28 protein-coding genes are annotated in these 26,473 nt (G+C 36.3%); 4 read left to right on the top strand and 24 right to left on the bottom strand.

Annotated features, from left to right (window positions below):
- Window positions 1-13: 13 nt before the first annotated feature.
- From JML65_RS11325 to JML65_RS11285, 9 genes are all read right to left on the bottom strand, one after another.
- Window positions 14-1,039: a hypothetical protein gene (locus tag JML65_RS11325; RefSeq protein ID WP_047488033.1), complete on the bottom strand. Its 1,026-nt coding sequence runs from the start codon at window positions 1,037-1,039 to the stop codon at window positions 14-16.
- A gap of 6 nt (window positions 1,040-1,045) precedes the next feature.
- The gene (locus tag JML65_RS11320) at window positions 1,046-1,687 is read right to left on the bottom strand and encodes a hypothetical protein (protein ID WP_047488029.1); all 642 of its coding nucleotides are present in this window, start codon (window positions 1,685-1,687) and stop codon (window positions 1,046-1,048) included.
- 45 nt (window positions 1,688-1,732) lie between these two features.
- Window positions 1,733-2,470, bottom strand: a complete 738-nt coding sequence (locus JML65_RS11315) for a hypothetical protein (RefSeq protein WP_047488026.1) — start codon at window positions 2,468-2,470, stop codon at window positions 1,733-1,735.
- A gap of 256 nt (window positions 2,471-2,726) precedes the next feature.
- Window positions 2,727-4,082 carry a T6SS phospholipase effector Tle1-like catalytic domain-containing protein gene (locus JML65_RS11310; RefSeq protein WP_202270938.1) on the bottom strand — a complete coding sequence of 452 codons (1,356 nt, stop codon included), beginning with the start codon at window positions 4,080-4,082 and terminating at the stop codon, window positions 2,727-2,729.
- Window positions 4,083-4,240: 158 nt separating this feature from the next.
- Window positions 4,241-4,918, bottom strand: a complete 678-nt coding sequence (locus tag JML65_RS11305; RefSeq protein WP_047488024.1) for a response regulator — start codon at window positions 4,916-4,918, stop codon at window positions 4,241-4,243.
- On the bottom strand, window positions 4,884-5,618 hold the full coding sequence (locus JML65_RS11300) for a sensor histidine kinase (protein WP_228450327.1): 735 nt from the start codon (window positions 5,616-5,618) through the stop codon (window positions 4,884-4,886). The genes JML65_RS11305 and JML65_RS11300 overlap by 35 nt, the downstream gene beginning before the upstream one ends.
- A gap of 50 nt (window positions 5,619-5,668) precedes the next feature.
- Entirely contained in the window at window positions 5,669-6,292 is a 624-nt protein-coding gene (locus JML65_RS11295) for a hypothetical protein (RefSeq protein ID WP_047488021.1), read from the bottom strand.
- A gap of 13 nt (window positions 6,293-6,305) precedes the next feature.
- Complete coding sequence (locus JML65_RS11290; RefSeq protein WP_228406064.1) at window positions 6,306-7,076, bottom strand: hypothetical protein; 771 nt, start codon at window positions 7,074-7,076, stop codon at window positions 6,306-6,308.
- A 65-nt stretch (window positions 7,077-7,141) separates the two neighbouring features.
- Window positions 7,142-7,762, bottom strand: a complete 621-nt coding sequence (locus tag JML65_RS11285) for a DUF5715 family protein (protein WP_047488016.1) — start codon at window positions 7,760-7,762, stop codon at window positions 7,142-7,144.
- A gap of 221 nt (window positions 7,763-7,983) precedes the next feature.
- On the opposite strand from JML65_RS11285, the gene aqpZ reads away from it, so the two are divergent.
- Entirely contained in the window at window positions 7,984-8,700 is a 717-nt protein-coding gene (gene aqpZ / locus JML65_RS11280) for an aquaporin Z (protein WP_047488488.1), read from the top strand.
- 54 nt (window positions 8,701-8,754) lie between these two features.
- On the opposite strand, the gene JML65_RS11275 is transcribed toward aqpZ, so the two are convergent.
- The 14 genes from JML65_RS11275 to aceB all read right to left on the bottom strand — a co-directional run bounded on the left by JML65_RS11275 (window position 8,755) and on the right by aceB (window position 22,652).
- Complete coding sequence (locus tag JML65_RS11275) at window positions 8,755-9,300, bottom strand: hypothetical protein (RefSeq protein WP_202270937.1); 546 nt, start codon at window positions 9,298-9,300, stop codon at window positions 8,755-8,757.
- Between the two features lie 189 nt (window positions 9,301-9,489).
- Complete coding sequence (locus JML65_RS11270; protein ID WP_202270936.1) at window positions 9,490-10,476, bottom strand: acyl transferase; 987 nt, start codon at window positions 10,474-10,476, stop codon at window positions 9,490-9,492.
- Between the two features lie 199 nt (window positions 10,477-10,675).
- Window positions 10,676-11,446, bottom strand: a complete 771-nt coding sequence (locus JML65_RS11265) for a UDP-2,3-diacylglucosamine diphosphatase (protein ID WP_202270935.1) — start codon at window positions 11,444-11,446, stop codon at window positions 10,676-10,678.
- A gap of 27 nt (window positions 11,447-11,473) precedes the next feature.
- On the bottom strand, window positions 11,474-11,917 hold the full coding sequence (locus JML65_RS11260) for a 6-pyruvoyl trahydropterin synthase family protein (RefSeq protein WP_047488007.1): 444 nt from the start codon (window positions 11,915-11,917) through the stop codon (window positions 11,474-11,476).
- 70 nt (window positions 11,918-11,987) lie between these two features.
- On the bottom strand, window positions 11,988-13,430 hold the full coding sequence (locus tag JML65_RS11255; RefSeq protein WP_202270934.1) for a serine hydrolase: 1,443 nt from the start codon (window positions 13,428-13,430) through the stop codon (window positions 11,988-11,990).
- Window positions 13,431-13,522: 92 nt separating this feature from the next.
- On the bottom strand, window positions 13,523-13,906 hold the full coding sequence (locus tag JML65_RS11250; protein ID WP_047488004.1) for a hypothetical protein: 384 nt from the start codon (window positions 13,904-13,906) through the stop codon (window positions 13,523-13,525).
- Between the two features lies 1 nt (window position 13,907).
- A complete protein-coding gene (locus tag JML65_RS11245) occupies window positions 13,908-14,330 on the bottom strand; it encodes an SRPBCC domain-containing protein (protein WP_047488001.1) in 423 nt (140 codons plus the stop codon).
- 65 nt (window positions 14,331-14,395) lie between these two features.
- Window positions 14,396-14,779, bottom strand: a complete 384-nt coding sequence (locus tag JML65_RS11240) for an acyl-CoA thioesterase (protein ID WP_047487998.1) — start codon at window positions 14,777-14,779, stop codon at window positions 14,396-14,398.
- Between the two features lie 524 nt (window positions 14,780-15,303).
- Window positions 15,304-16,311 (bottom strand): terpene synthase family protein, encoded by a 1,008-nt coding sequence (locus JML65_RS11235; protein ID WP_202270933.1) that lies wholly within the window; start codon window positions 16,309-16,311, stop codon window positions 15,304-15,306.
- 121 nt (window positions 16,312-16,432) lie between these two features.
- Complete coding sequence (locus tag JML65_RS11230; RefSeq protein ID WP_047487993.1) at window positions 16,433-17,416, bottom strand: terpene synthase family protein; 984 nt, start codon at window positions 17,414-17,416, stop codon at window positions 16,433-16,435.
- A gap of 54 nt (window positions 17,417-17,470) precedes the next feature.
- Entirely contained in the window at window positions 17,471-18,493 is a 1,023-nt protein-coding gene (locus JML65_RS11225) for a terpene synthase family protein (protein WP_202270932.1), read from the bottom strand.
- Between the two features lie 452 nt (window positions 18,494-18,945).
- Window positions 18,946-19,518, bottom strand: coding sequence for an OmpH family outer membrane protein (locus JML65_RS11220; protein WP_202270931.1), 573 nt, complete (start codon window positions 19,516-19,518; stop codon window positions 18,946-18,948).
- Window positions 19,519-19,650: 132 nt separating this feature from the next.
- The gene (gene aceA, locus JML65_RS11215; RefSeq protein ID WP_047487984.1) at window positions 19,651-20,931 is read right to left on the bottom strand and encodes an isocitrate lyase; all 1,281 of its coding nucleotides are present in this window, start codon (window positions 20,929-20,931) and stop codon (window positions 19,651-19,653) included.
- Between the two features lie 146 nt (window positions 20,932-21,077).
- Entirely contained in the window at window positions 21,078-22,652 is a 1,575-nt protein-coding gene (aceB, locus tag JML65_RS11210; RefSeq protein WP_047487981.1) for a malate synthase A, read from the bottom strand.
- 126 nt (window positions 22,653-22,778) lie between these two features.
- Here aceB and JML65_RS11205 point away from each other — a divergent pair, with 126 nt between their 5' ends.
- The 3 genes from JML65_RS11205 (at window position 22,779) to JML65_RS11195 (ending at window position 25,798) form a co-directional block, all read left to right on the top strand.
- Window positions 22,779-24,251, top strand: coding sequence for a helix-turn-helix domain-containing protein (locus JML65_RS11205; protein WP_084085384.1), 1,473 nt, complete (start codon window positions 22,779-22,781; stop codon window positions 24,249-24,251).
- Window positions 24,252-24,351: 100 nt separating this feature from the next.
- Window positions 24,352-25,005 (top strand): ComF family protein, encoded by a 654-nt coding sequence (locus JML65_RS11200; protein WP_084085873.1) that lies wholly within the window; start codon window positions 24,352-24,354, stop codon window positions 25,003-25,005.
- A 106-nt stretch (window positions 25,006-25,111) separates the two neighbouring features.
- Window positions 25,112-25,798, top strand: a complete 687-nt coding sequence (locus JML65_RS11195) for an alpha/beta fold hydrolase (RefSeq protein ID WP_202270930.1) — start codon at window positions 25,112-25,114, stop codon at window positions 25,796-25,798.
- Window position 25,799: 1 nt separating this feature from the next.
- On the opposite strand, the gene upp is transcribed toward JML65_RS11195, so the two are convergent.
- A complete protein-coding gene (upp, locus tag JML65_RS11190; protein ID WP_202270929.1) occupies window positions 25,800-26,450 on the bottom strand; it encodes a uracil phosphoribosyltransferase in 651 nt (216 codons plus the stop codon).
- Window positions 26,451-26,473: the final 23 nt, after the last annotated feature.

The following is a 26,473-nucleotide window of genomic DNA, read 5'->3' as shown; positions in this document are numbered from 1 at the left end:
AGGTTGGATAGAGCTAAGCCCATTTGATGGTATATAATTCTGCTATATTTTTAGGTCTTGTTTCCAGGCCATCTGCTTCAATATCTGTTTTTGAGGTACTTTTTGTATCAATAATACTCATAGGAGTCGGCCCATTTCCGGGGGGAATCATTGCTGTTGTGGAAAACTTTAGTCCATGATCATGCTTTTTAAAAATATCATTTTCAAAAGTACTGACATGATCTCCTGTAATGGTTCCTGTTCCAGGAGCTTTTCTTTCGGTAGCATTCATGTCTACCGTAGCCTGATTATTCCATGCCCGGCTGAAATATCCGCGCATATCCAATAACATAGAAAATCCGTTGGGTCCTTTTCCAAACCGATAATTAAGTATTGAATTTAATCTTGTGTAATTGGCATCCAGTTCAACAGGAGGATTACATAATGAAAATTCTCCTTCAGGGGCAAATTCCGTAGCGATATACTGTCTGCGTTCCCCTATCACTCCCTGAATAATACAGGGAAGGTTTTTAAGACTGATCAAGCCTAAGTTTGTACAGCAACGTGAAATTCTTATTTCGGCGTTTGGAACTTTTGATAAAACAGTGAGCATGAGCTTCGTTGCTAAGGGATTGATGATATGCAACAGATTTAATTCATGATCTCCCGTTTGAGATACGGTAACCGAACTGGAATCTATACCATCTGATAATTGTACCGTTACATCTCCGCTCACTTTTAAATTTAAAACAACCTGAGCAGAAACGGTTTCCCCGGGCAACATCTGTTTCCATCTTGGAAATTCATGAAGGGCCTGTCTGAAAGTCATTTCATCAGAAGTCTGACTTTTTAGAATAACCAGCTGATTAGCATTTGAATCAAAAGAAATTTTTCCGTTGGCTCCGCTATCGTTATATAGCCATCCATCAGGAATACCATAAATGATGGCCCCATTTCTGGATATCTGATTGCTGAAATAGCGGAAGTCATCATTATACACTAAATTATTTTGTCCTAATGCATAGAGATAATCTTCTGTGGTACTATTTATTTTTTCCATGGTTCCTTATTTTTTTTGAGGGAGTTTTCCCATTTTGAATACATTAGTAGCTGAATCAAAATACACGTCTGTATCATCTTGAAAATCAATAGTGAGGTATTTATTTATTGTCACATTTCTGGCCTGCATTCCTGAGGGCACCAAAAGAGAAGAAGAAATGGCCATATTGGAAGAGATTCCACTTGCCGTGAAAAGCCATAACTCATCACTATAATCAAAATAAATAATCGTATTGACAGAAGCAGAATCTGCATTGCAAACGCCAAAAGTCCCGTTTATTTTCTGAGAAATGGCCGGATATAGAATAGAGGTAGACGTATTGTCTATCCCCAAGACTTCCGAAGGGCAATTGCCAGGGGTACCATAAAAACCTATATTTGAAACTGAATACCTGTTCCCATATTCTGCATCTGTTGATACACTACCTTTATAAACCTCCATATTTTGTGGCTGGATTCTACTTGCCAATGCTTGCCAGGAGTCTGAAAAAGTACATGGATTGTTATTAATAAAAGGCTCAAAAGCCAGACATATATACTTCAAATCAGCTGTTCCGGGATAAGATCTTATGATACCTACCAGCTGATTGGTATGGGTCAAATAGTTTATTCCGTTTTTATCAAAATATATGTTTAATGTAGTATCCATAATAAAATCCCGAAGGAATTAGATCCTTCGGGAAGATTTATCTTTTTAGAAAATATTTAAAAGCTGCGTCAATGATTCTCCTGAAGATACAGGATTGACAGGCGCTCCTCCAGGTACACTTTCAATACCGTAAGTTCCTGCGATCATCTGCAAATCATATTGTATATTCTGAGCACTGAATATAAAATTACATCCAGGTGCTGTAGCGTTCCCGGTAACAGATCCTGAAGTCATATTAGTCTGCGCGGCAAATAAGACTACTTTTTCATTAGGCTCCATACTTACAGATCCTTGTGGCGTACATATAAATGCACAGAAAGGCTGAAATTCTCCATTCACTTTTGCAGCAAGCCCTACCGTAATATTTGATGTCCCTGCTCCTCTGTCATTTTTCACCGTAATTACTCCTGCCGGAGCTCCTGAAGTAGTAGAAAAAGAACCGTCCTGGTGGAAAGTTACAGCGGTTCCCAAAGGAACTTCACTGGATAATGCCTGCATCTGAATGGTTGTATTGGTGCCAATATTTGACTTATTGAAAATATATACCTTATATTTTGGCTCATAATCAATTTCTACTTCGCCAAACATTTCCTGGTAGCTTATAGCAAACCATGCCGGTACTCCTGTAGAAACCTGATTAGGTCCTGAAGCACCTTTGTACCCCATTAGTTTGTAATTGTTTTGTTGTAGATACTGTAAAATTGTTTTTTGATCATTGGATGTAAAATCGAAATCAATTGAGAATACAGTAGTTGCTGCTGTTTGAATGAGTGTCTTTTCCATTGGTTTTAATTTTTGATGTTCTTACTCTTTTTGTTATTGGGCTTTTCAGAATACGCCTTTGCTCATATTTTATTTTTGAAGCTTCGTTAAATGAACAATTCAAAGTAACGAGAATTAGAAGCCAAAAACTACAGTATAAAATACCAAATTACACCTTCAGTAATTATACCCAATTGATAATAAATGTCTTACAAATAAAAGGGAACATCCAAAAGAATGCCCCCTAACCTAAATTTAAAACTGAAAAGTATTGAGATTAATTGTTAATTTCATTGACTCTGATTGCTATCGGAGTTTTTACGATTGAGCGAGTCCAGATATCATTATTCGGAACATTGGTTCCATACAGAAAGTCGGCTACAAAACTGTCTTCAGGAAGATGAAGTTCCACAGAAAGTCTTTTCTTACTTTCTTTATCTACTAAGGTACTGCTGGAGACATTCAAACCATTGTTGATCAGTTCTGCATTAATTTCGGATTCTGACCTTTTCAGTAAAGCATCGCTGTATAATCCAAAATTAGCCGAAATATGGATATAGTCTGCCAGCTCATTATACTTATAGGCCGGCTTTATACCTGTAGAGATCAATTTCACATATTCTGTAAGCTGTGTATAGAACGTATTGAGGTAAGGATGTTTTCCGGAATCTATTTCAAAATATAATTCTGCAAGATCAGCATCGAATACTACCGCATTCTTATTGGTTTCTTCCAGCATAAGCTTTCCATATATTTTTGAAAGATGGTTATATACTTTATCCCGTGATACAAAAGCCTGAGAAAAATGGTCTTCATTCTCTATCTGATAACCGGAAAACAAATGCTCCCAAATCCGGTTTCCTGCGGCATCGGTTTTTGCGTTTCTTATATCTGAGATATAATTCTCAAGATCATTATCATTTATAAAATCTGTAGAGATATAGACAGACTGAGGTCCTTCCAGATATCCACCACCCACATCAGCATGAGCTCCGGGGACAAATATTTCCTTCCATACGGAATTCCAATCTTCAGATTTTTTATCCTGCATTCTTTTAGAATCTTCGAAAAAGCCTGTGAGGGGAAAAAAGAATCTGCATTCATTGATGGCACAGAGGTGAAGTGCATGCTCTATCGTGCCGGAAAGGCTTAAATCGTATGTATTAAAAGGTTTGGATTCTACAGTATCAAAAGCTCCTAAAAACTTAATTTTAATGTGCATTGATGGATAGTGAGCCAAAAGTCGGTTACAGAAAGTCCGGGCAAGCATTCCCCCTCTCCCGAATCCATAGATATAGAAATGATATTCTTTATTTTCATCCCTGATTATTTCCTGTATAAAAGCATCTGCCTTCTGAATTTTATCGTCGGAAGAATATCCGTTACCGTAAGGTGGGTTGGCACATGTGGCCATGGCAAAATTATTGTCTTCACCTCCTATCACTGTTCCTATTCCTTCAATGTATATTTTTTGATTCCCATGAAATAGGTTGTATAGTTTGTAAATATTGGTAAAAGCACCATAGTAGCTTTCATTATTCTTTAGTGGTTTATCCGGCGAAAAAGCGTTTACTCCATTGTTTCCAGTACCATCAAAGAAGATCCCAACAGAAATTATGTTGCTGTCCTCCATTCTTTTAATCATTTATGTTACAGATTGATCTGCATTTTACATTCAAATTTCATCCAAAAGGTCTCTGACCTGGATATTTTCAAAGTAACAGAAGAAAGGAATACTAAACTAGCGTGAAAAGTACCAAATAAAAAATTCCGTATTTCTACGGAATGGGGTTATAATTTTTCAAGTGAATAGATATTGTTTATTATGGCGTAAATGACTATGCCTACTGTGTTTTTGGCTCCAATTTTCTCCAGAATCCGTTGTCTGTGGCTTTCCACGGTTCTTGGACTGATGAAGAGTTTTTCGCCGATTTCATTATTGGTAAATTCCTGACAAATCAGTTTTACCACATCTTTTTCTCTTTCAGACAGCTCATCTTCTGTTTCAAAAAGAGAATTTTTCTTTGCCGAGCTATTCATATAAGTGAATAACATCTGATGGTCTTCCGCAGTAAAGAAAACTCCATTTTTATTGACCATTGTAATGGCTTCAATAAATATTTTTTTATTGGAGTTTTTGGGAAGAAATGCAGAAACTCCCAACTTCACCATATATCCCAGAATAGAGGTTTTGTAATGGGAAGAAAGAATGATAATTTTCAGGTCGGGATATTTTTCTTTAAGAATCTCTACCAGTTCAAAACCATTCATGGGTTTCATCTGAACATCTACCAGGGCAATATCAGGAAAATCATTTTCCGAAATTTTCTCCAGTTGTTCAATAAAATCGGGACCATTATCTGCCGTAACGCATACCGATATATTTTTTTCATTGGACAGCAGCATTTTCACTCCTTCCAGGATCAGCTGTTCATCATCTATCAGGGCTATCTTGATTTGGGAACTCATTATGTTTGGGAATTTTAATAATTATACGACTTCCTTTATTTAAAAAAGTATTTTTCCATTTATAGGCGGCATTCATTGACTGGATTCTGGATTCGATATTCTTAATACCCATTCCTTTTTTCACCTTATCATAATCGAAACCCTGGCCGTTATCTGAGATCACAACTGCCATATTATAAGGGTAGTCTTTAATATAGATCCAAATATCCGTAGCATCAGAATGTTTGATTACATTGGTGGTAAATTCCTGAATAATCCTGTACAGCTGTACTTCCACAAAAAGATCTTTCTTTTTGTACCCGGGCATTACCTGCATTGAAATATTGATTTTATGGGAAAGATTAGCAATCAGTTCTTCCACATACAGCACCAACCCTACAGATTCCAGGTTAACGGGGTATAATGAATGGGAAATACTTCTGGCTGCATCAATCAGGGCAGACATTTGACTGTAGATATTTTTTTTAATAATTTCATCTCCCTTAGTGTCGAGATTGTTCAGCCATAAAGAAAGGATATTGAGCCTGTTTCCGATATCATCATGAATAGTTACCGCTATTCTTTTTCTTTCTTCTTCCTGAGCTTTGATGTTTTCCAGTGCCAGCTTTTTCTGGTGAAGGACTTCTGCTTCATGCTGTACATTTTTCTCTTTTATAATTCTGCTGATAAAAGACCTGTAGGCAAGCAAAATAAAAGCCACTATAACTGTTATGGTAACAATTATAAGGATTAACAGGTTAATATTTAAACTTACTTCTTTAATTTGATGAAGGTATATAAAAATGAACAGTACAAAATCCCGGACAGGATATTGTTTGCACTAAAAATAATATAATAATCGTCCTCTGACAGGTTAGCTATCTGATGCTGAACGATAAAAATAAATACCGAAACAGAGTAATAGAAAAAAATACTGGCATCTGTCAAAAGAAAACGGTTTTGTGCCGAAGTATCTTTTATTTCCCGGATCAATGTAAATCCGGAAAGACAGATGATTATAATATTAGAAACTACTTTAGCTATATCTGCATTGAAAGGGTAATTAAACCCATATTTTGAAATCATAAATCCGGCAGCCACTAATGCAACAAGCCCCAGAAAATATTTGGGCCAATCTAATTTTCTGATAAATAAAACTGACAGCAAAAAGAACTCCCCGGCAATATAAAGAGGATAGAGAAATGATGTATCATTGAGATTGAAAATATAAGGCAGGATAAGATTCAGCAGCTCAATAAAAAAAAGAAAAGCAATACAGTGAAAATATTGCTTCTCTTTATTATTTAATATGCGGTATTTTCCTGCTCCTAACAATATCACTGATAGAAGAAGACCATAGTTCAGGAATAAAATTGCCTTATAAAAATCAGCCATTCCTCAGGTATAATTATATTGCGTCCGGTATACGGCAAATAGGAGGACAAGGTTTTGCCCAATCGTAGGTATTGGCTTCAGTTATTGCACTGCTTCCTGTATTATTGCTTTCCAGGTTTTCAAGGAAAGAAATAAAAATCAGCGTAACCAGCATTCTACCATAGATATCACTGTATCTTAATCCGAATGAACACACTATTCTGGTTAAGTTTTTGTTTGAAAGACATAAATCTTCTGTAGGAACATAAAACTTAGTAAAGATTCTCGTTCCTTTGTATACTGTACATTCCTGATAAAACCAATCCATCCCTTCATTTCTCCATCTTTCAATAGCTTCTATTGCTTTATCCTGTTCAAGGACCGGTTTGCTGGAAATAGGGAAAGACATATCTGCATTCTTATCAATATTTTGAAGGTCTTTAGAGAGAAGAGCATTTTTAACAACTGTATACTGCTGTATTTCCTGCAGTTTCAAATCATAGGCAAGCGGGCAAAGAAGACTGCATGGATATTCTTCCATATTTCTTCTCAATCCGTTTTCATCCATGGGATATAAAATAATGATCAGGTTTTCTTTGTAAACCCCTACACCAGCACAGAATTCCGGATATTCGCTGTTACCTCTCATCCAATCCAGATGTCCTTTGTTTATTTCAAAAATATAATTGGCAGGAATTAATTTTTTAACCTCTGGAAAATTGGAAAGAAGTAAACTCCATTGATCCATAGCTGTTTTGCATTCCTCTTTAGAGAGCATGAAATCTTCGCTGTTTAATGTTGTCATAATCATAGTTTTTAAGTTGTATAAAAATATACAAACTACACATGCTATGCAAGTAAGAATTTTAATTAATAATTTCTCACTGTAATATGATAACAACGCTGTTGCTTCTCTTTGATGTAATAAATTCTACCAGCATTAGTATAATACTTTAAAACTTTCTCTAATGCCACCTCCATTTTTGGGTTATATTTCAGGACATTATTAAATCGTATGTAGGAGATATCGAAAGAATTCCCATAATTGTGGGAGCTGATCCCCAGCGAAGCATTAGAATTGACTCTTCTTAACCTGTTTTGATCTTCAAGTGTTCGGGTAATGGAGGAAACGGTAAATGTTCCACCCTTTGTATCTTTGCTAAATTTTGTACCCATTTTTTCTAATGTTGCCTTTGCTTTAGATACCATCCAGGGTCTGCTGTGATCAAGCTTCTGAACATGATACCCTTTCCCTGATTTTTTTATTTTATGAAACTTTCCGTTATTAATGTATTTCTGTACTGTTTTAGAATCTTTCAGCAGCTGTACTCCAAAACTTTTTGAAGCATCAATATGAGGCTTATAAAGAGCAGTCGGTTCAATATTTATAAACTTGATCCCTTTAAAGTCACGCATTGTATTTTTGGCCACCTGCGCATACTGTAGATTATAAATAAAAGGTACAAAGACCACACAAAGAAACTTTTTCATTAACTCCACTTTTAGATTTACTGAATGAAAGATAAAATGTTTATGTTATATCTTTCATTCCGATGATAGTACTATATAAATAAATCCCAAACAAACTTTAAACCAAATTATTGAATTTACAATTTTTGTTCTCCTATTTTTGAAATATTTTTTCAGTTTTAACTTTTTACTTTAAGATATAAATTTTACATTTGAGATACATTTTAAAAATAAACAACATGATAAAAAAACTTTTTGCTGAATTTTTCGGCACATTTTGGCTTGTTTTCGGAGGTTGTGGAAGTGCAGTTTTTGCCGCCGGAGTTCCCGATATTGGTATAGGACTTTTAGGAGTTGCTTTAGCCTTTGGTCTTACTGTCCTTACTATGGCTTACGCTGTAGGTCATATTTCCGGAGGGCATTTCAACCCGGCAGTTTCTTTCGGGCTTCTAGCCGGAGGAAGATTTTCTGCCAAGGACCTGATCCCTTATATTGTAGCACAGTGTTTAGGAGCACTTGTAGCAGCCGGATGTTTATACACTATCCTTAACGGTGCCGGAGCGGTAGATTTTTCAAAACCGGGTGATTTTGCCACAAACTTCTATGGTGAAGCCGTTTACAACGGAAAGGCATTCAGTATGGGAGCAGCATTCCTTGCTGAATTTTTATTAACAGCCTTTTTCCTTATTGTCATCATGGGAGCAACGGATAAATGGGCAAATGGTAAATTTGCAGGGCTTGCTATTGGTCTTGCCCTTACTTTGATCCATTTAATCTCTATTCCAATCACCAATACGTCAGTAAACCCTGCAAGATCCCTTTCGCAGGCAGTTTTTGCGGGTGGACTTGCCATGTCACAGCTTTGGCTGTTCTGGGTAGCTCCTATCCTGGGAGGAATTGTAGGTGGATTGATCTACAAATTCTTACTTCAGAGAGATACTGCAGAAATAACAGATTAATAAGAATCTCAATTTATAACGAAATAAAAAATCCTGCCGGCTGGCAGGATTTTTTTATTTTGTCTTTTTAATATCAAAAGGATTTTTAAAAATAAGTTCTTCGTGCTTTCCTTTAATCTCCATTTTACGCTGAAGAAGATTGAGAGCTATTTTCCTGATAAAAAGATCTTTATCATTCAGACTCCAGTAAGAATCTTCATGCAGTTTTTTAGCAGAGCGGATTGGATAAAATTCGGTTTCCCAGGTATCCACATTATGATAAAACTCAATAATTCCGCAGTGTTCAGGAATAAGGTTAGCGTCTACCATTCCCATAGGTAACAGAAAACTGAAAGTATTACAGATATAGTCGCCACAAGAAATTTTATCGTGCTTCAGAAATTTTTCACCGGTTTCTTTATTGATATATGATTTTTTGAAATCATTTTTAAAGTCACTTTTAGAAAGTTTGATTTCAATTTCATGGCTACATCCTTCTGCATCTATAATCAGAATATCTGCTTCCCAATCTGCCTGAAAATAATTAGTCAGAACGAGCTCTTTTTCAAAATCACAGTGAGAGTGAATATAGGCATGTACAAGTTCTTCTATTTTGATCATGGTTTTTATAATAATGTAAAAGGTACAAAGTACAATGTATTGGATCAGAAGACAGGAGACTTAGAGATTAGAGACAGGAGATTTTAAGCTGTTGAGAAGTGTATAATCTTAAGGTCCAATGTTTAATTTAATGCTTCAAATCTCAGGAACCTCAAATCGCACACCTGCGTAGTTTTCAACTTTCAACTTTCAACTTACCAGCAAGCTGCAGCCTCTGATATCAGAGTGGTCTATTCTTCCCAGCACGTGAAATTTATCACCATTTATTTTCCCCAGATCCTGAGTGGCAATAAAAGAACAGGAATGGGTATTGGCAAGATCTATAATATTAATAGCCCCTGTTCTTCCTTCTTTTTCGTAAGACAGCGGGTCTTCTGCATTTCTTACCATAATCCTCATCCAGTTCGGACATTGATATTCATTATTTCCAAGAGAGTACGCTTGTGAAAGCAGTTCCGTCATCGAATATTCAGAATATATTTTGTGGGTATTAAAACCTTCCTGTAAAATGAGCAAAAGTTCATCTTTTGTCATCTCTTCTTTTCGGCCCTTCATTCCTCCGGTTTCTATAACCACTAAATTTTCAAGAAAACTTAGAGATTTATTATTGGGATTTGATTGACAATAGTCTAAAAAATCCAACAAGGCAAAAGAAACTCCAAAGAGAATAACTTTTTGATCTTTCAATTGGTTTAAAAGGTCAAAAAGGTCTTCGTGATTATAAAGGAAATAACCGTTTTCCGGTTTTCCCGATTTTTTCATCAAATAATCCACCATATAAATTAATGATGAATTTTGTTTTTCCAAATAGCTTGGAAGTAACCCCAGAAAAATAAAATCTTCCGGCTTACCTATAAACTGTTCGAAACTTTTATAAATACTTTCTTCATATAAATTCTGATCGGCAATGAAATGTTTCGACAGATTCATCTGGGTGGTTCCTGAGCTCTGAAAATATAAATCTGCAGAGACATTCTTATCCAGAATCTGATGATTTTTGAACATTTCTATAGGCAGAAAAGGGATCTTCAATACGCTGTCTACCTCATCAGGATTCACTTTTAAAAAGTTGACAAACTTTCTATATATCTCAACATTTTCATACTGATAACGAAATGTTTCCAATGATGCATCTACAAAATCCTGTTCTGTTTGTATGTTGAATATATTTTTCAATTGATAAATCTTTTTTACACCTCCCATCCCTTCAATACAGTGAATTTCAAGAAAGAATATTTTTTATTTAATATTTTTTACTGCAAAATTAAACTTTGGTAAAATTCTTGCAATTACTTTTTCGGAATATGGATTAAAAACAAGAATGCGCTTAGGTTCATTCGAAAATTGTCTCTTTTAGGGGCAATTTTTTTTGTTTTTATTTCTCAAAAACCTTGAGTTCAAAATCTTTTTTGAAAACTCCGTAAGTAAAGTAGGAAATCCAATCACCAAGGTTGATATATTTTGAATTCTGCTCCAGATCCAGCACCATAGGAAGATGACGATGCCCATAAATGAAATAGTCTATCTTTTCGGTCTTCAGCTTTTCTTTGGAATAGATGATCAAAAATTCTTTGTCTTCACCTAAAAATGCTTTATCCTCTTCTCCGGAAATCATTTTGTTCTTTTGGGAAAGATACAAAGCCACTTTCATGGCAATATCGGGATGCAGCCATTTGAAAAACCATTGTGCCACCGGATTTGTGAACAGCTTCTTCATTCTTTTATATCCTTTATCTCCCGGTCCCAGTCCATCTCCATGAGCCAGCAAAAACTGCTTCCCTCCCATTTCAAAATATTGTTTCTGATAAAAAACAGTACATCCTATTTCCTCTTCCAGATAATCTTTCATCCAAAGATCATGGTTTCCCACAAAAAAATAAATGTGGATTCCCCGGTCTTTCAGTTCAGCAATTTTACCCAGAACACGTACATATCCTTTGGGAACAACATGTTTCCATTCATGCCAGAAATCAAAAAGATCTCCCATTAAAAATAAAACCTGAGCATCTTCTTTGATCTCATTCATCCAACGTATAAATTTCTCTTCACGGATCCGGCTCTCTTTAGGAGTGGGAGCTCCAAAATGCTGATCTGAAGCGAAATACACCTTTTTTCCAGGTTCTAAATTAATTGTTGTTTTTAACACTGTCTGAACTTTATTGGAAATGAATTATTAATTATCTTCTGCAAACCACTCTCCATAAGAGTTTTCGGTCTCATGAAGTTTAAGATAAGCCAGAGAAATTCCTTCAGGAAGTTTTGATTTTACTTTTGCAGCAATAGCATACAGCATATTTTCACAAGTCGGCTGGAAACTGCAGTAGATTACTTTGTGTCCCTTCTGCTCAAGGTCATCTCCCAGTTCTTTGTGAGGAGACAAGGCATTCACCAAAACGGAATGATCCCACACATCTACAATTTCAGATTTTACGATACTTTTGATATCTCCAAAATCCACCACCATCCCATTCTTAGGGTTTTCAATATCATTAATAGGTCTTCCTTTTACCGTTACAAACAGTTTATAGGAATGTCCGTGCATATTTTTACACTTCCCATCGTAGTTGTACAGTACGTGAGCTGTTTCGAATGTAAAAATTTTTGTTATACGTATCATGGTGCAAAGATATGACAAAACAGCTAAACACAGAAGAGACTGTTTCTATTACAGGTATTAAACTAATCTTTTAATCAATTCTTAAGGTTAAATTATTGTCTCTGGATCCGTCTGTATTGATTGCGTTGTAAGGAATAGTCAGCCAGCCACTTTTGTTCATGACGAATTTAAAACCATATGTTTTTCCTTTTTCAAACTGTGATTTTGGTACTGCCAGTTCAAAAGTATTGTTCTTTTTAAGAGTCAGCTGATAAGATTTATTTTCACTGTTCCAGTCATTAAATGAACCTGCTACTGAAACAGTCTTGATAAACTCAGTACTTAGATTTTCAGGATATTGATAAGAAAAAATCACTTTGTCATTTTCTGTTCTGTATCCATATATTTCTTTCTTAAGGTCAGGATGTACAAAAGGTTCAGCTATGGTCATTTCTTCTACTAATGCATACGGATTCATTAGACGTTTATCCATAATTCCGGCAATATGATTAATCATTTGATACATTACAGGAAATCCTTTATTCGCGTTATACATGACGACAACAGCCATATTGTTATCTGGAAAAATACTATAAGCACTTACGTTTCCGCCTGAGAATCCATATGACTTTGTATTATTGTTATCTGTAATTTCCCAACCATGGCCGAATTCCCAGTCATTATTTTTATAATTAAACGGTTTCCACATCATCTTTTTAGTTTCAGGTTTCAGGAAATCATTTTTGCTGAAATGGATGCTCCACTGTAAAAAAGCAGGAAGGGTAACCGCCAGTCCATTGGCAGAATGGGCTCTCAAGCCACCAACCTCAGTTAGCTTTTCATACAGTTTCTTCTCAGGATTATAATTATATTTCCCCACTCTATTAGGGATTTCTTCAACAGAATTAGAAGAAAAAACGACCTGATTTCTGGATTCCGGAAATTGATTTTCAAGGATATACTCTTCGAAAGTTTTTCCTGTCATTTTTTCAATAATCATACTAATCAACATATAATTTGTCTGATTATACCGATAATGATCTCCAGCTTCAAATTCTATTTTTTCATTTGACAAGCGTTTAATAACTTCATTAAAGGTCGCTTTTTCAGGAAGATCTTTCGCATCTAACATGTCCGGAAGTCCTGAAGAATGAGAAAGAAGATTTTTCACCTGTATGTTTTGCCAGTCTTTCGGCAGGTTGTCTATATACTTTGAAATCTTATCATCCAGCGATACTTTTCCTTCTTCAATAAGTTTAAAAAGACCAACATTGGCAATTAATTTTGTATTGGAGTACACCCTGAACATGGACTTAGAACTCACTTTTTCATCAGTTTCCAGGTTCTCACGCCCATAGTACTGCTGGAATGTTACTTTATCATTTTTTACAATTCCTACGGCCATTCCGGGAATTTCATTGATTTGAATAACATTTTTTATATAGCTGTCAATTGCTTTTGACTGTTCTGCTGTCTGACTGAATCCTAAAATGGATACATTAAAAAATATAGCTGCTAAAACGGATTTCTTCATTATTTGTTGATCTATTGTCGATAAGACAACCACAGGCTTTATTATGTTACAAAGATTTTTAACTTTTATTTTAATAAGTGTTCAAGCATATTTTATTTAGGTTTCAATGAATCAATTTCATATCCAAGCTCGGATAAATAATCCAGTCCATTTTGTTTTTCCATCTTATTCTTTCCACTCCAACCCTTTTCCCTTCCCTTTACGATAAGTTGTTGAATATATTTAGGCTCATTTATATTGATGTTTTCTATGGAATCTCTTACTGTATTCATCAAATTGATTCCAGAATTTAAGGGCTGCCCCATGAAATAATCATCAGAAGTAAGAAATTCAATGAGTAAGGGTGTCTGCTTCTGTCCGCTTAAAAATATTTTCACCGTTAAAGTATTGGTTTCCGTACCTGCATGATATTTATCTGTGACAGAATATAGATACTCCATATTGTGGATAAGTATTTTTCTTAATTTACGTTTCATCTCAAGTTGTTTCCGCAATATTTTTCAATCCCTGAAGAACCGGATTCTCTCCACCTTGTGGCTCTTCCTGTATTGCGTTAGGTCTGTTATCTTCCTGTATGATTTCAAGTTTCGTTTTTCCGCCAAGATCGGTCAGAATATATTTCATCACAAAATAATTCTCAGGTTTATCTTCAAGGTCCGGTCTGGGGGCAAAGAGGTTATAGCTTAAACTGTCCGTTGGAATAAAGGTCAAAACGGTTCCCCATTGTTTAAATACATTCCCTTCCCACTCTGCTATAAACTCAATAGCACTTCCTACGATCCAATCTGTGAGTAGATTACTTCCGTATTGCCATTGTTTTACCAACTCAGGTATTGTCAAAGTATCCCAAACTTTTTGCTTGGACGCATTGATCACTATTGTTGAAATATTTGTTGCCATGTGCATCGGTTTTTCAGAATGATTATATATTGTTTTTAGCTTTATCTGCTACTGTATGTTATTATTTAAAATTTCTCCAGCCAGTTAGTCTCCAGCCGTTTAATCTTTTTTGTTTCAGGATCAAATAAAACCCAAAGCGTACTTGAATCCACCAAAAGCTTGTCATTACAGTAAAATTCAACTTTTCTCGGTTGCTTAGCTCCTTCAGGAGGCAGAGGATAGGTTTTTATGGTAATATGATCATTCAGATAGGCCTGTTTTTTATATTGAATATGGTGATCCAGAAGCATCCAGGCATCATTTTTATATTCTGTTTTATGTTTTAAAAAATCCCAGTGTTCGGCAGCTATTTCTTCCACCCAATGTACATACTGGACGTTATTGACATGCTGATTCTGATCAATATGTTCTTCCGTTACTTTTATCTGTTTTTGATATACTAAATCCATTATCTACAGCTTATTGATAATCAAATATAGAAATTTTTAAGCTCGAATTTTGCTGATATTTTTTTTATTTTTTCTCAAATTCTTCAAATCGCACTGGCTTTTAAATCCCATGAATTCTCCTATTTTTTGCGCCCAATAAAATTTTACACAAACTGCTAAGGATAAAATGCTAAAGGAAAACAAGAGGCTGTCTCAATAGGGCCGTTTTTTTATGACCAATATGTATGGTCACTCATCGGATAATCACTCTTAAGGGTTTGCATTTGCAGAGTCTTTGTCATTCCGTAGGAATCCAGCCTGAAAAAAATAAAACGGGGGTTTAGATTCCTACGGAATGACACCCCCTGTATAGTTTCAATTCGTACAACTCGAAAAAATATATCAATAGAAAGAAACTGTCTCAAAAATACCCCTCTCTCGGACTCGTTTCTGACAACTTTTGTCATTTAGGAGATCCTCAGAGCTGTATTTTACCTTTTGGGACAGCCTCTTTATTCTATTTATATTTTTATCTTTTGCAGGTATCATAGGCTGGCATCCTCACTAAATTGCTTTTCAGGCCAGACAAAACCGACTCCACCAGGCAAATAACGCACCGTATCCTGAAGATAAAAAGTATTAATCCCTTGTATCATAAGTCCAAAGTTGTAGACGTATTTATCAACATATTCCTGATAAACACCAAATTCTCTATATTCATTATACAGCTCAAGAAGCTCTGCCAGGTCTTCATTGTGAATCCGTAATGCTTTAATGCATGCTTCTTCTAAAGAAATAGTATACTCTTCCTGTAATACTATAATCAGGTTAAATACTTCAGTTTTTTTTGCTAATTCTTTTGGGAGAGAGTGAAAATCATTTTGCCAGGCGACTACCCGGACCATCAATGCTTTTATCCTTTGAAAAACAGAGTGTTCGGAAATATGTTTTGGAATAACAAAACCCGGTAAAATTTCTGTCCAACACAGATAAGGATACATCAATACAGAATATTCCCGGATGGCTTTAAAAAGTGCAAGCGAAGGTGTGCGGGCAGCAGCTTTATAAGGAGTTTCCACCTCTATTCCATATCGGGTAGCACGATAAAAGTCTTCTATAAATCGTTCCATCCACTCCGCAGGCATAAAGTCAAGGTATTCGTCTCTCAGAAGTGCCACATGACGGTACAAGCCATTTTCGTCAGGTCCTGGATTATCTCCTTTTAATATAGCTGTAAAACGATCCCGCTGACACTCAATTTCCTCAAGAGAGGCATGTTCTAACTGGTCATCCAATACAATATAGAAGAGCATAAATTTATTACAAGGCAATACTTGTTCATAGCTCGCCTGTGGAAGCATTCTGGCAGTGCGGTACTGCAGTTTCATCCTTTTGTATTTCTCCCTTTGCTTCTCTGTCAAAAAAGTATAATCATTGTCAATCCAGAAATCCATATCCCTTCCCATTTGATCCACATGAGGATTAATCAGATCTGGCCAAGGATAATATCCCAGTGGCAAATAGTCTGCACTTTTATAATTATATTGTTCCATTGTGACTGTTTTATTGTTAAATACTATTTTTGAGTCCTTGCATTATATTTCAAAACTTTTCTCGTGTTCTAAAACACATAACTTGTCTAAAGTTTCAACCGATTCAATACACCTCGTCATATCAGGATTCTATATCAGGATAAGTATGGATTGGAAATTCAGAAGGTATATACCGAACAGTATCCCCATTATACCAGTCATCCAGCCCGGTTATATTCAGCAATATATGGTATACATAGTTCTCTGTTTCCTTCTGATAAATACCAAAATCAGGTAAGTCCTTTTGTATAGCATCCATTTCTTCCACATAGGAATCATGAATACGTTCAGTTTCCTGCATAGCCTCTTCAAGAGATAGTTTATTCTGATGCATTAGTACCAAAATATGGTTACACACTTCAAACTGGCCGTCAGCCATTTCTTTTTCTAATGTATACCAGTCATTCTGGATAGACATAATCCTACACAACAATGTTCTAAGGCGCATGATAACAGGATGTTCTATAATAATCTTTGGCAACATAAAGTTGGTGCCGGCTTCAATCATATCTCCATAGACATACATTGCAATAGTATACTCCCTCATAAATTGTAGTCGCAATAAACTTGGATAACGGCCTTCGAGACGGTAAGGAGCTTCCTCCATGATGCCATAAGTTGTATAACGATACAAGTTTTTGGCCAGTCGCTCCATCCATTCAGAAGGCATATAAGTAAGGAATTCATCTCTGCATTTTGCAATCTGCCAGTACAGACCAATGTCAGTTGATTTAGGAGTATCCCCCAACATTACTCCTATAATACGGTCCCTCTCTATGGCCACTTTATCTACCGGCCAACGTTCATAATAGTCATCATATAAAGTAAGCCATATAAAAAAACGCGCTATCGGTCGGAGATGGTCAATATTGGTAGTTGTGGGTGACATCCAGGATGCTCCATTAGCCAAATTATGTCCTTTTATTTTTTCTGAGGCTTCGCTCATAAAGGGTTTATAATCTTCAACCAGCCACTGTCGTTCTTCTTCAGTAAAATAATAGGGATGAGCTGGAGCAATATGAGGCCATGGGTATTTAAGACGTGGCATATTTAATTTTCGTTGCATGATTTTTTTATATTAATATTAAAAAATATTGAATTGATACACGAACATCCTTCTTTATTGAATTTGTTCTTTGCCCAATCTTTCCTTCAGTTCTAATGCACTTGGAAATTCAGTTCTGTTATAACGGTCAAGTTTAGTAGAAATATTTTTCCAACCACTGAGGACCATACTCATATAATGCACCCAATTAACAACAGCTTCCTGCCAGATACCAAAATCAGGAAGAGAGGCTTGCAGGACTATAAATTCTTTCAGGTCTTCATTATGTAACCGCAGATCTTCCAGACAGGCCATTTCTAGTGAGACTTGCTGTTCATTTTGGATTACTTTCACAATGTTATAATAAATACTATCTGTAGCTTCATCTTTTACAACGGATTGTACTTCATTGAAAAAAGTGACCAGATGACAGGCCAAAGCTTGGAGGCGGCGAATTACCGGATGTTCATGTATTTCCGGAGGCAGAACAATACCTGTTTCTACTTCTGTGAGTTGTAAGAAAGGATATAAGCAGATGGAGTCCTCCCTCAAAGCAATACACTCCGTTACCGTTGGGAACATCTTACTTTTCTTATACTTCAGCTCTCTTTCCAAGCCGACAAAATACCTATTGATCATTTGACTGAAGCGCAAAATTGACTCTTCCGGAATGAATTGCAGCAGCTCTTCTCTCAATGAAGACAGCATAGCCCCTAAAGGTATGGCTGATTCTGCAGCGCTTAGTTTACCATTCAGTATTGCAATAGATTGAGTACGTACATATTCAATATCCTCGGGTTCACTTTCTTCATAAAGATCATCATTATACAACGTCCAAAGCATTAACCTGCAAATGGGTTGAAATCGTTCAGCTGACGCTGTAGGGAACCACTGGGCAGCAATATGGGCTGTCTTGGTTTTTTTGTACTTTTTGCGCAGATCAGAATTCTTTTCATAAAGCCATAGATATTCTCCGTCGATCCACTGATTCTCAGTAATCTCCTGTAATTGATCAGCGTGGGGATTTTTTAATGTTGGGAATGGATACCTGAACTTATTGCGAAGCAGTTCAAGAGTGTTAAAATTTTCATTGCTCATGATTGTATGTTTTAATGGTTTTTGTTTTTCAGAGAATATGTGATATTATTTAAAATACAGTTTCTTATTTATAAAGATCTCCCATATTAAAAAAACAACATATCGCACTCGCTACCAACTAGATACAATCACGAATAATATAAATCAAATATATATTTTTTTATGATTATTGTACTATAAAAATATTTTTTTAATTAAAAACAAATAGCCATCGAGATTAAAACCTTATTAATTTATTAAAACTCTAATTATCAGATACAGAATTTCGGCTATTCAAAGCACCAAAATCAAGAGGTGTAGTCAGTAATACTATCAAGTCTCTTAGCATTCTGGGATTCTTCAGCTACTTCCTCTACCCCAATATCCTCGATCTCCTTTATACCAACAATATAAAAAAACGGAATCAGATGGTAATCCGATTCCGTTTTTAGAATATTTAATCTGTTGAAAGATTATTTAGATTTTGCTGCAGGCTTAGAAGTTGTTGCTGTCCCGCCTAATTTAGCTTTTACACTATCAGTAATATCCTCACTCCCATCTGTGTAGATAAGATTGTTGTTACCCTGTGAAGCTGTATCAAATACAAAGTTCAGACTTTTTTCTTTTGCTACTGCTAAAATAGCTCCACGTACTTTTTGCTGTAATGGAACCAACAGTTCATTTTGTTTTGCTGAAATCTCCTTACCGGCTTGCGTTCTTGCTGTTTCTACTTTTTTTCCTAAAACATCTAATTCAGTCTGCGCTGCCATCAGTTCCTTAGTCACTGATTCTTTATTCGCTTCCGTCAATGTTTTTTCTTTATCTTGTGCTACTTTCAGTTTAGCTTGATAGTCACCGATTAACTTTTCAACTTCAGCTTGCTTGGTTTTAGTAAGGTTATCAATCGTTGCACTTATCGTTTTTACCTCAGGTAAGCTTGAGAAAACTTCATCAGTATTTACGCTACCTATTTTTTGCTGAGCATGTACAGTATTTGCGCTAAGCGCTAATCCTGCTGTAATAAAAAGGGCTTTAATTAAATTCATTTTGTTTAAAAAATTGTTTTTTTTCGACTTCAAATATAATCCAAATTTTTATTAGTTATCTTCAGACTTCTAAGAATAAAAAACCTTCCCGGAAATGAGAAGGTTTACTATCAAAAAATATGGAAAAAATGACTAATGAAACTGAGCCGTTTCTGTAGAATCTTTCATAGCTACGGTAGCTGAAGAACCGTTTGTCACAACATTCTGTACTTCATCAAAATAGCCTGTTCCTACAAAAGACTGGTGCTTCACCGCTCTGAATCCTTTTTGTTGCAGTGCAAACTCACGCTCCTGAAGTTCTGAATATCCGGCCATTCCTCTTTCTTTGTAAGCTAAGGCCAATTCAAACATTGCTGTGTTCAGGGCATGGAATCCTGCCAGTGTGATAAACTGGAATTTATATCCCAATTTTGCCAGTTCTTCACGGAAAGTAGACATCTCCTCAACGTTTAGCTTTGCTGCCCAATTGAATGAAGGTGAACAGTTGTAAGCCAGCATCTTTCCAGGGAATTTTGCGTGAATTCCTTCAGCAAATTTTCTTGCCTGTTCCAAATCCGGATTTGAAGTTTCCATCCAGATTAAATCCGCATAAGGTGCATAGGACAGCCCCCTGTCTATACCCTGTTCTACACCATTTCTTACCACATAAAACCCTTCAGAGGTTCTTTCCCCTGTGACGAATTTTTTATCTCTGTCATCAATATCTGATGTTAATAAGTCAGCTGCATCAGCATCTGTTCTCGCAATGATAAGGCTTGGCACCCCTAAAACATCTGCAGCAAGACGTGCCGCAATCAACTTGTTAATAGCTTCCTGTGTAGGAACCAGTACTTTTCCTCCCAAGTGTCCGCATTTTTTAGCTGAAGAAAGCTGATCTTCAAAATGAACTCCTGCAGCTCCTGCTTCGATCATTTGCTTCATCAGTTCAAAGGCATTTAGATTTCCTCCAAAACCGGCTTCTGCATCTGCAATGATAGGAACAAGATATTCTTTATCTCCGTTTCCGCTTACAGACTGTACCTGATCTGCTCTTAATAAAGCATTATTTATTTTCTTCACCACAGAAGGCACTGAATTAGCAGGGTATAAAGACTGGTCCGGATACATTTCTCCTGATAAGTTAGCATCTGCTGCTACCTGCCAGCCAGAAAGATAAATAGCTTCCAGCCCGGCATCCACTTCCTGAACCGCCTGGTTACCTGTAAGGGCCCCTAGACCGGCAATATAATCCTGGTTATTTAATTTATCCCAGAATTTTTTAGACATTTCTGTCGCAATGGTATAATCAATCTTATAAGAGCCTCTGAGTTTTAAAACTTCTTCAGCAGTATAAGGTCTTTTTACTCCGTTCCAACGTGGGTTTGTTAGCCAATCTTGCTCTATAGCCTGGATTTGTTCTTGTTTAGATTTCATAATATTTGGATTTTGTTAATTTTGGATTAGGGATGAGTAGTCAGGTAATAGGAGCGAGAGTCTTGAGTATGGTTGTCAGTTGATAGTTGATAAGTCACACTCATTTAGGTGTATCACTACAACGCTCTCACGCTCTTACCCTCAAACTAAATAAAAGGATATGCTTTTAAGGTTAAAAATTCTTCAAAGTTTTCTGAGAAAATCAATTCATTGAAAAGTTCTTTGGCCAGATTAAATTTTCCGGTTTTGAAACGGTTTTCTCCCACGTAGTTTTCAATATTCTCCATTTCTTCGGTTTCCCATTGCAGGACCATACTTCGGGTCAATGTTCTGTCACCGCTTAAAACCGCTTCATTTTTCAACCACTGCCAGATCTGGGTTCTGGAAATTTCTGCGGTGGCCGCGTCTTCCATCAGATTGTATATGGCTGCTGCACCGGTTCCCATTAGCCAGCTTTCAAGGTAAAGAATTCCTACATTGATATTTTTTCTGACTCCTTTTTCTGTTATTTCTCCTTTAGGAATTTCCAGGAGGTCTGTTTCTTTGATATGGTATTCAAATTTTTTATCGATCTGATTCTTTTCAGGCATATACTGATCAAAAATCTCTTTTGCCACCGTAACCAATGCAGGGTGTGCTACCCAGGTTCCATCGTGTCCGTTCTTTACTTCACGTTCTTTATCGCTTCTTACTTTTTCAAAAGCAATTCTATTGGCTTCATCATCATCTTTTACCGGAATCTGAGCAGCCATTCCTCCAATGGCATGAACATTTCTTTTATGGCATATTTCAATAACCCTTTTTGAGTAGGCACTCATAAAAGGAGACGTCATTGTTACCTGATCTCTATCCGGAACAATAAACTCAGGAAGGTTTCTTAGTTTCTTGATATAGGAAAAAATATAATCCCATCTTCCACAGTTCAGACCTGCGCTGTGCTCTTTTAACTCATATAGAATTTCATCAATCTGGAAGGAAGCGGTGATTGTTTCAATCAGAACAGTTGCTTTAATCGTTCCCTGAGGAATTTCCAGATAATTCTGGGCGAATACAAAAACATCATTCCACCAACGGGCTTCTTTATAATGCTCCAGCTTTGGAAGATAAAAGTAAGGACCACTTCCTTTTTCCAAAAGATTCTTTACATTTCTGAAAAAATAAATACCAAAATCAGTCAGTGAGCCTGATGCTTCTTCTCCATTGATCTCAATATGCTTTTCTGGCAGGTGCAAGCCACGGGGGCGAACCAATAAAACAGCAGTTTTCTCATTCAGTTTATACGCCTTTCCATTTTCGTTGGTAAAATCAATTTTTCTGCTCACTGCATCGGAAAGATTAATTTGGCCTTCGATGCAGTTTTCCCATGTTGGCGAGCTGCTGTCTTCAAAATCAGCCATAAATGTATGAGCTCCGGAATTCAATGCATTGATAATCATTTTCCGGTCAACCGGTCCTGTAATTTCTACTCTTCGGTCCAGCAAATCCTCCGGTAATGATGCACAAGTCCAGTTTCCATTTCTGATCTCTTCCGTCTCATATAAAAATTTTGGAAGAATACCTTTGTCGAATTCCTGCTGAGTTTTTTTCCTTTCTTTTAAAAGTTCCAGCCTTTTATCATTAAAATTTTGATGAAGTGCTGTCAGAAAGTCCAACAAATCCGGAGTTAAAATTTCTTCAAACTGCTTCTGAGTCTTTATTTTTAATTGAGCCTGCGTTTCCATAACTTGTTGATTTTGTGATTTGATGTTACAAACATAAATAAAAATTTTCACAATCAGCGAACGTTCGCTAATTTATTTTAAAAATTATTATGCGAATAATCGCATTCAATTATTTATATTTGAGTAATGAATCCAGAAAGTGACTTTATCAAAACAGTTTTCGGGCTAAAGCTGAAGCAACAGAGACAAAAGAAAAATTGGTCTCTCCAGGATCTTGCAGTAAAAACCGGATTATCAAAATCTTACCTCAACGAAATTGAAAACGGAAAAAAATATCCTAAACACGATAAAATCATCCAGCTTTCTGATGCTTTGAACTGTACTTTTGATGATCTGGTATCCACAAAACTGGATAAAAGCTTAGCACCATTCAATGAAATACTGCAATCTGATTTTTTCAAAGAGGTTCCCCTGGAATTGTTTGGGATCAATAAAAATAATCTTATCAGTATCATCAGTGATGCTCCTAAAAAAGTAACTGCTTTTATCAATGCCCTGATTGAAATTTCCCAAAACTATAATTTAGGAAAAGAAAGGTTTTATTTTGCCGTATTGAGGTCTTTTCAAGAGTTGTATGATAATTATTTCCCGGACATAGAAGAAAAGGTCAACTTATTTACTCAAGAAAATCAATTGTATATTGATAAAAATCTAAAGGCTGAAGCCCTGGAAAATATTCTCGTTGAAAAATTCAGTTATCAAATTCAATCTGAAGATTTCGAACAGTATGGAACCCTGGATAATCTCCGGTCTTTATTTGTGCCTGAAAAAAAATTGTTGCTCCTCAACAAAAAACTTGAAAAAGATCAGAAAACATTCATTCTTGCTAAAGAAATAGCCTTCAATGTACTGGACTTAAGGGTTCGTCCAAATACTTATTCATGGCTTGATTTCGGAAGTTTTGAAGAAATTCTTAATAATTTTTATGCGTCTTATTTCGCCGGAGCTTTATTAATATCGAAAGACCCTGTCATTGAAAAAACTTCAGATTTTTTTAAGCAAAATAAATGGGAACCTACAAATTTTGAGAATCTTATCAACAGCTTTACCAACTCCCCGGAAACGTTCTATTACAGGTTAACCAATATTCTTTCCGCTGAAATGGGGATCAAGGACTTGTTTTACTTATGTCTGGTAAAGAAGAAAGATTCTGATAAAATACAGATTTTAAAAGAGCTTCACCTCAACCACCAACAGGCTCCCCATGCCAATGCTATGCATGAACATTACTGCAAAAGATGGATTGCAGTGAAAAACCTGCATCATTTAAAGGAAAATGAAACGTTGACAGATGCTCAAATCTCCCATTATAAAGATCAGGGGATAAGCTATCTGGTTATCTCAACTTCTCAAAAAAATCCTTTTTCTGACGGAAGCAACAGAAGTTACTGCCTCGGTATCTTATTGAACCCTCAGACTATTAAAAAAATAAGTTTTATAAAATCTCCATCTTTAAAAACCATCAACGTGGGAGTGACCTGTGAATCCTGCAGTATTCCGGATTGTGAAGTAAGGCAAGCACCTCCTGTGCGCCTGGAAAAGGAACACTTTAATCTCAGTATGAAAAATGCTATTGAAAAGATCAGGAAAGAATTTTAGAGACTGAGACCTGGAGGATATGGAAGTTTAGGAGGGTGAATAGTTTAAAAATGGTTATTTAGTGAAAAAACAATTTCCTAACTTAGCTAAAAACACCCCGATGATGCTTGATTTATTATTCCCTAACCGATGCATCCACTGCAACAGGATTATTGAACCTGATCTTTTGGTCTGCGACTTATGTTTTAACCAGATTCATTTCACCCATTATGATTATTTTGGAAATAATCTTATCAAAGAAAAATGCAGGCTACTCTTCCCCGTTGAGCATACTTATGCTTTGATACAATTTGAAGAAGAGGGGGTAAGCAGAAAAATCATTCATGAGCTCAAATACAGAAGCAGGGAAAAAACAGGAAAAATTCTGGCAGAATGGACTATAGAGCGTCTGGATTTTAAAGATGCAAAACCTGACCTGATGGTAAGCGTTCCTTTACATCCAAAAAAACTGCGGGAAAGAGGTTACAATCAGCTGCATCTCTTCACAGAAACCCTATCCGGCTTTTATAAAATACCATTTGAGCATACCTTGATTAAAAGAAATCATTATTCAAAAGCCCAGGCCCTGAAGGACAAGAAGCACCGTCTTGAATCTGTCAATACATTTTCACTCAATACAGCGGTAACAGGAAAACACATTTTACTTATTGATGATGTTTTTACAACAGGAAACACCGTTTCATCAATTGCATGGGAAATTTTAAAAGCCGGTGATAATAAAATAAGTGTACTGATCATGGCCGTAGATATTTAATAATTGAAGTTCACTGATGACAACTTCCAGGCTCACCTTCTGAAATCTTACAAACTTCTTTCGTCTTCAAATTCTTTTTCTTAATTTTCCGGAAAACTATATCATCATGCCTCATCTTATTTTACTGCACGGCGCGTTAGGTCACAGTGATCTTTTCCATCCTTATGTGGAGCAGTTATCTCAGTATTTTACCATTCATACTCCTTTATTTTCAGGACACGGGAGTACCATGCTTCCTGCAGAAGGTATCAGTATTGAAAAATATACTCAGGAATTAGAAGAATATTGCAACAGTAAAAATCTGGCAGATGTATATCTTTTCGGACACAGCATGGGAGGTTATGTTGCCCTTTGTTATGCTATGAAAACACCCGAGAATGTCAATTCAATCATCACTTTGGGGACGAAATTTGACTGGACTGAAGAGCAGGCTGTAAAAGAAAGTAAAATGCTGAACCCTGAAGTTATTCTTCATAAAGTTCCGCAATATGCACAACTCTTAGAAGCTCAACATGGTCAAAAATGGACAGAGCTACTTCCAGCGGTTGCTGATTTAATGGTTGATTTAGGGAAAAAGACACCGCTAAAAGGCAATCTTGCCGGGATTAGCCTCCCAGTCCAGATTATGGTAGGAGACAAAGACAATATGGTGACCATCGAAGAGAGTATCCATGTTTACAGAAGCCTTCCATATGCAAAATTGGCCGTACTTCCGGATACAAAACACCCGATGGATAAAGTACGACCAACCTTGTTATTGGATATTATAAAAGATTTTTGGAATCTTTCTTAAGTTATCTTTGAAGTTTTTCTCCGTAGCTTAAATCACCCGCATCACCAAGTCCCGGGGTAATATACCCTTTTGAAGTTAAGTTTTCATCAATGGCTCCCACCCAAATCTGAGCGTCAGGATAGGCATTCTGCACAGTCTCTACTCCTTGTCTTGATGCAATTGCTGCTACAATATGAAGCTGGGTAGGATTTCCGTTGGTCAGTAGATCTTTAATAGCTTCAATTAAAGAAGCACCTGTTGCCAACATTGGGTCTGCTACGATCAAGGGTCTTCCTTCGATACTTGGGCAAGTCAGATAATCCTGCTTAATTGAGAAATAGTCGTTGGCATCGTGCTTTCTGTACGCTGCTACAAAACCACAATCTGCTCTGTCTAAATAGCTCAGAATTCCTTCAAACAATGGAACTCCTGCTCGTAAAATTGTAGTAATAACCGGCTGTACCGCGATTTCTCTGCTTTTTATCGTATCTAAAGGAGTTTGGATTACAACTTCTCGGTACTCCAGCCCTTTGCTGATTTCGAAAGCTGCAATCTCTCCGATTCTTTCCATATTTCTTCGGAATCTCATCCGATCATGCTGAACTTCCACGTTTCGAAGTTCATTAATCCATTCATTTATAAGAGAAAAATTTTGTGATAAAATACTAAGCATGAATATCTTAAGTTTTAAAATTA

Source organism: Chryseobacterium sp. KMC2 (genome assembly GCF_016756935.1).
GTDB lineage: Bacteria > Bacteroidota > Bacteroidia > Flavobacteriales > Weeksellaceae > Chryseobacterium > Chryseobacterium rhizosphaerae.
The sequence above is the reverse complement of the archived record's forward strand: the minus strand, read 5'-3'. Positions and strand labels throughout refer to the sequence as shown.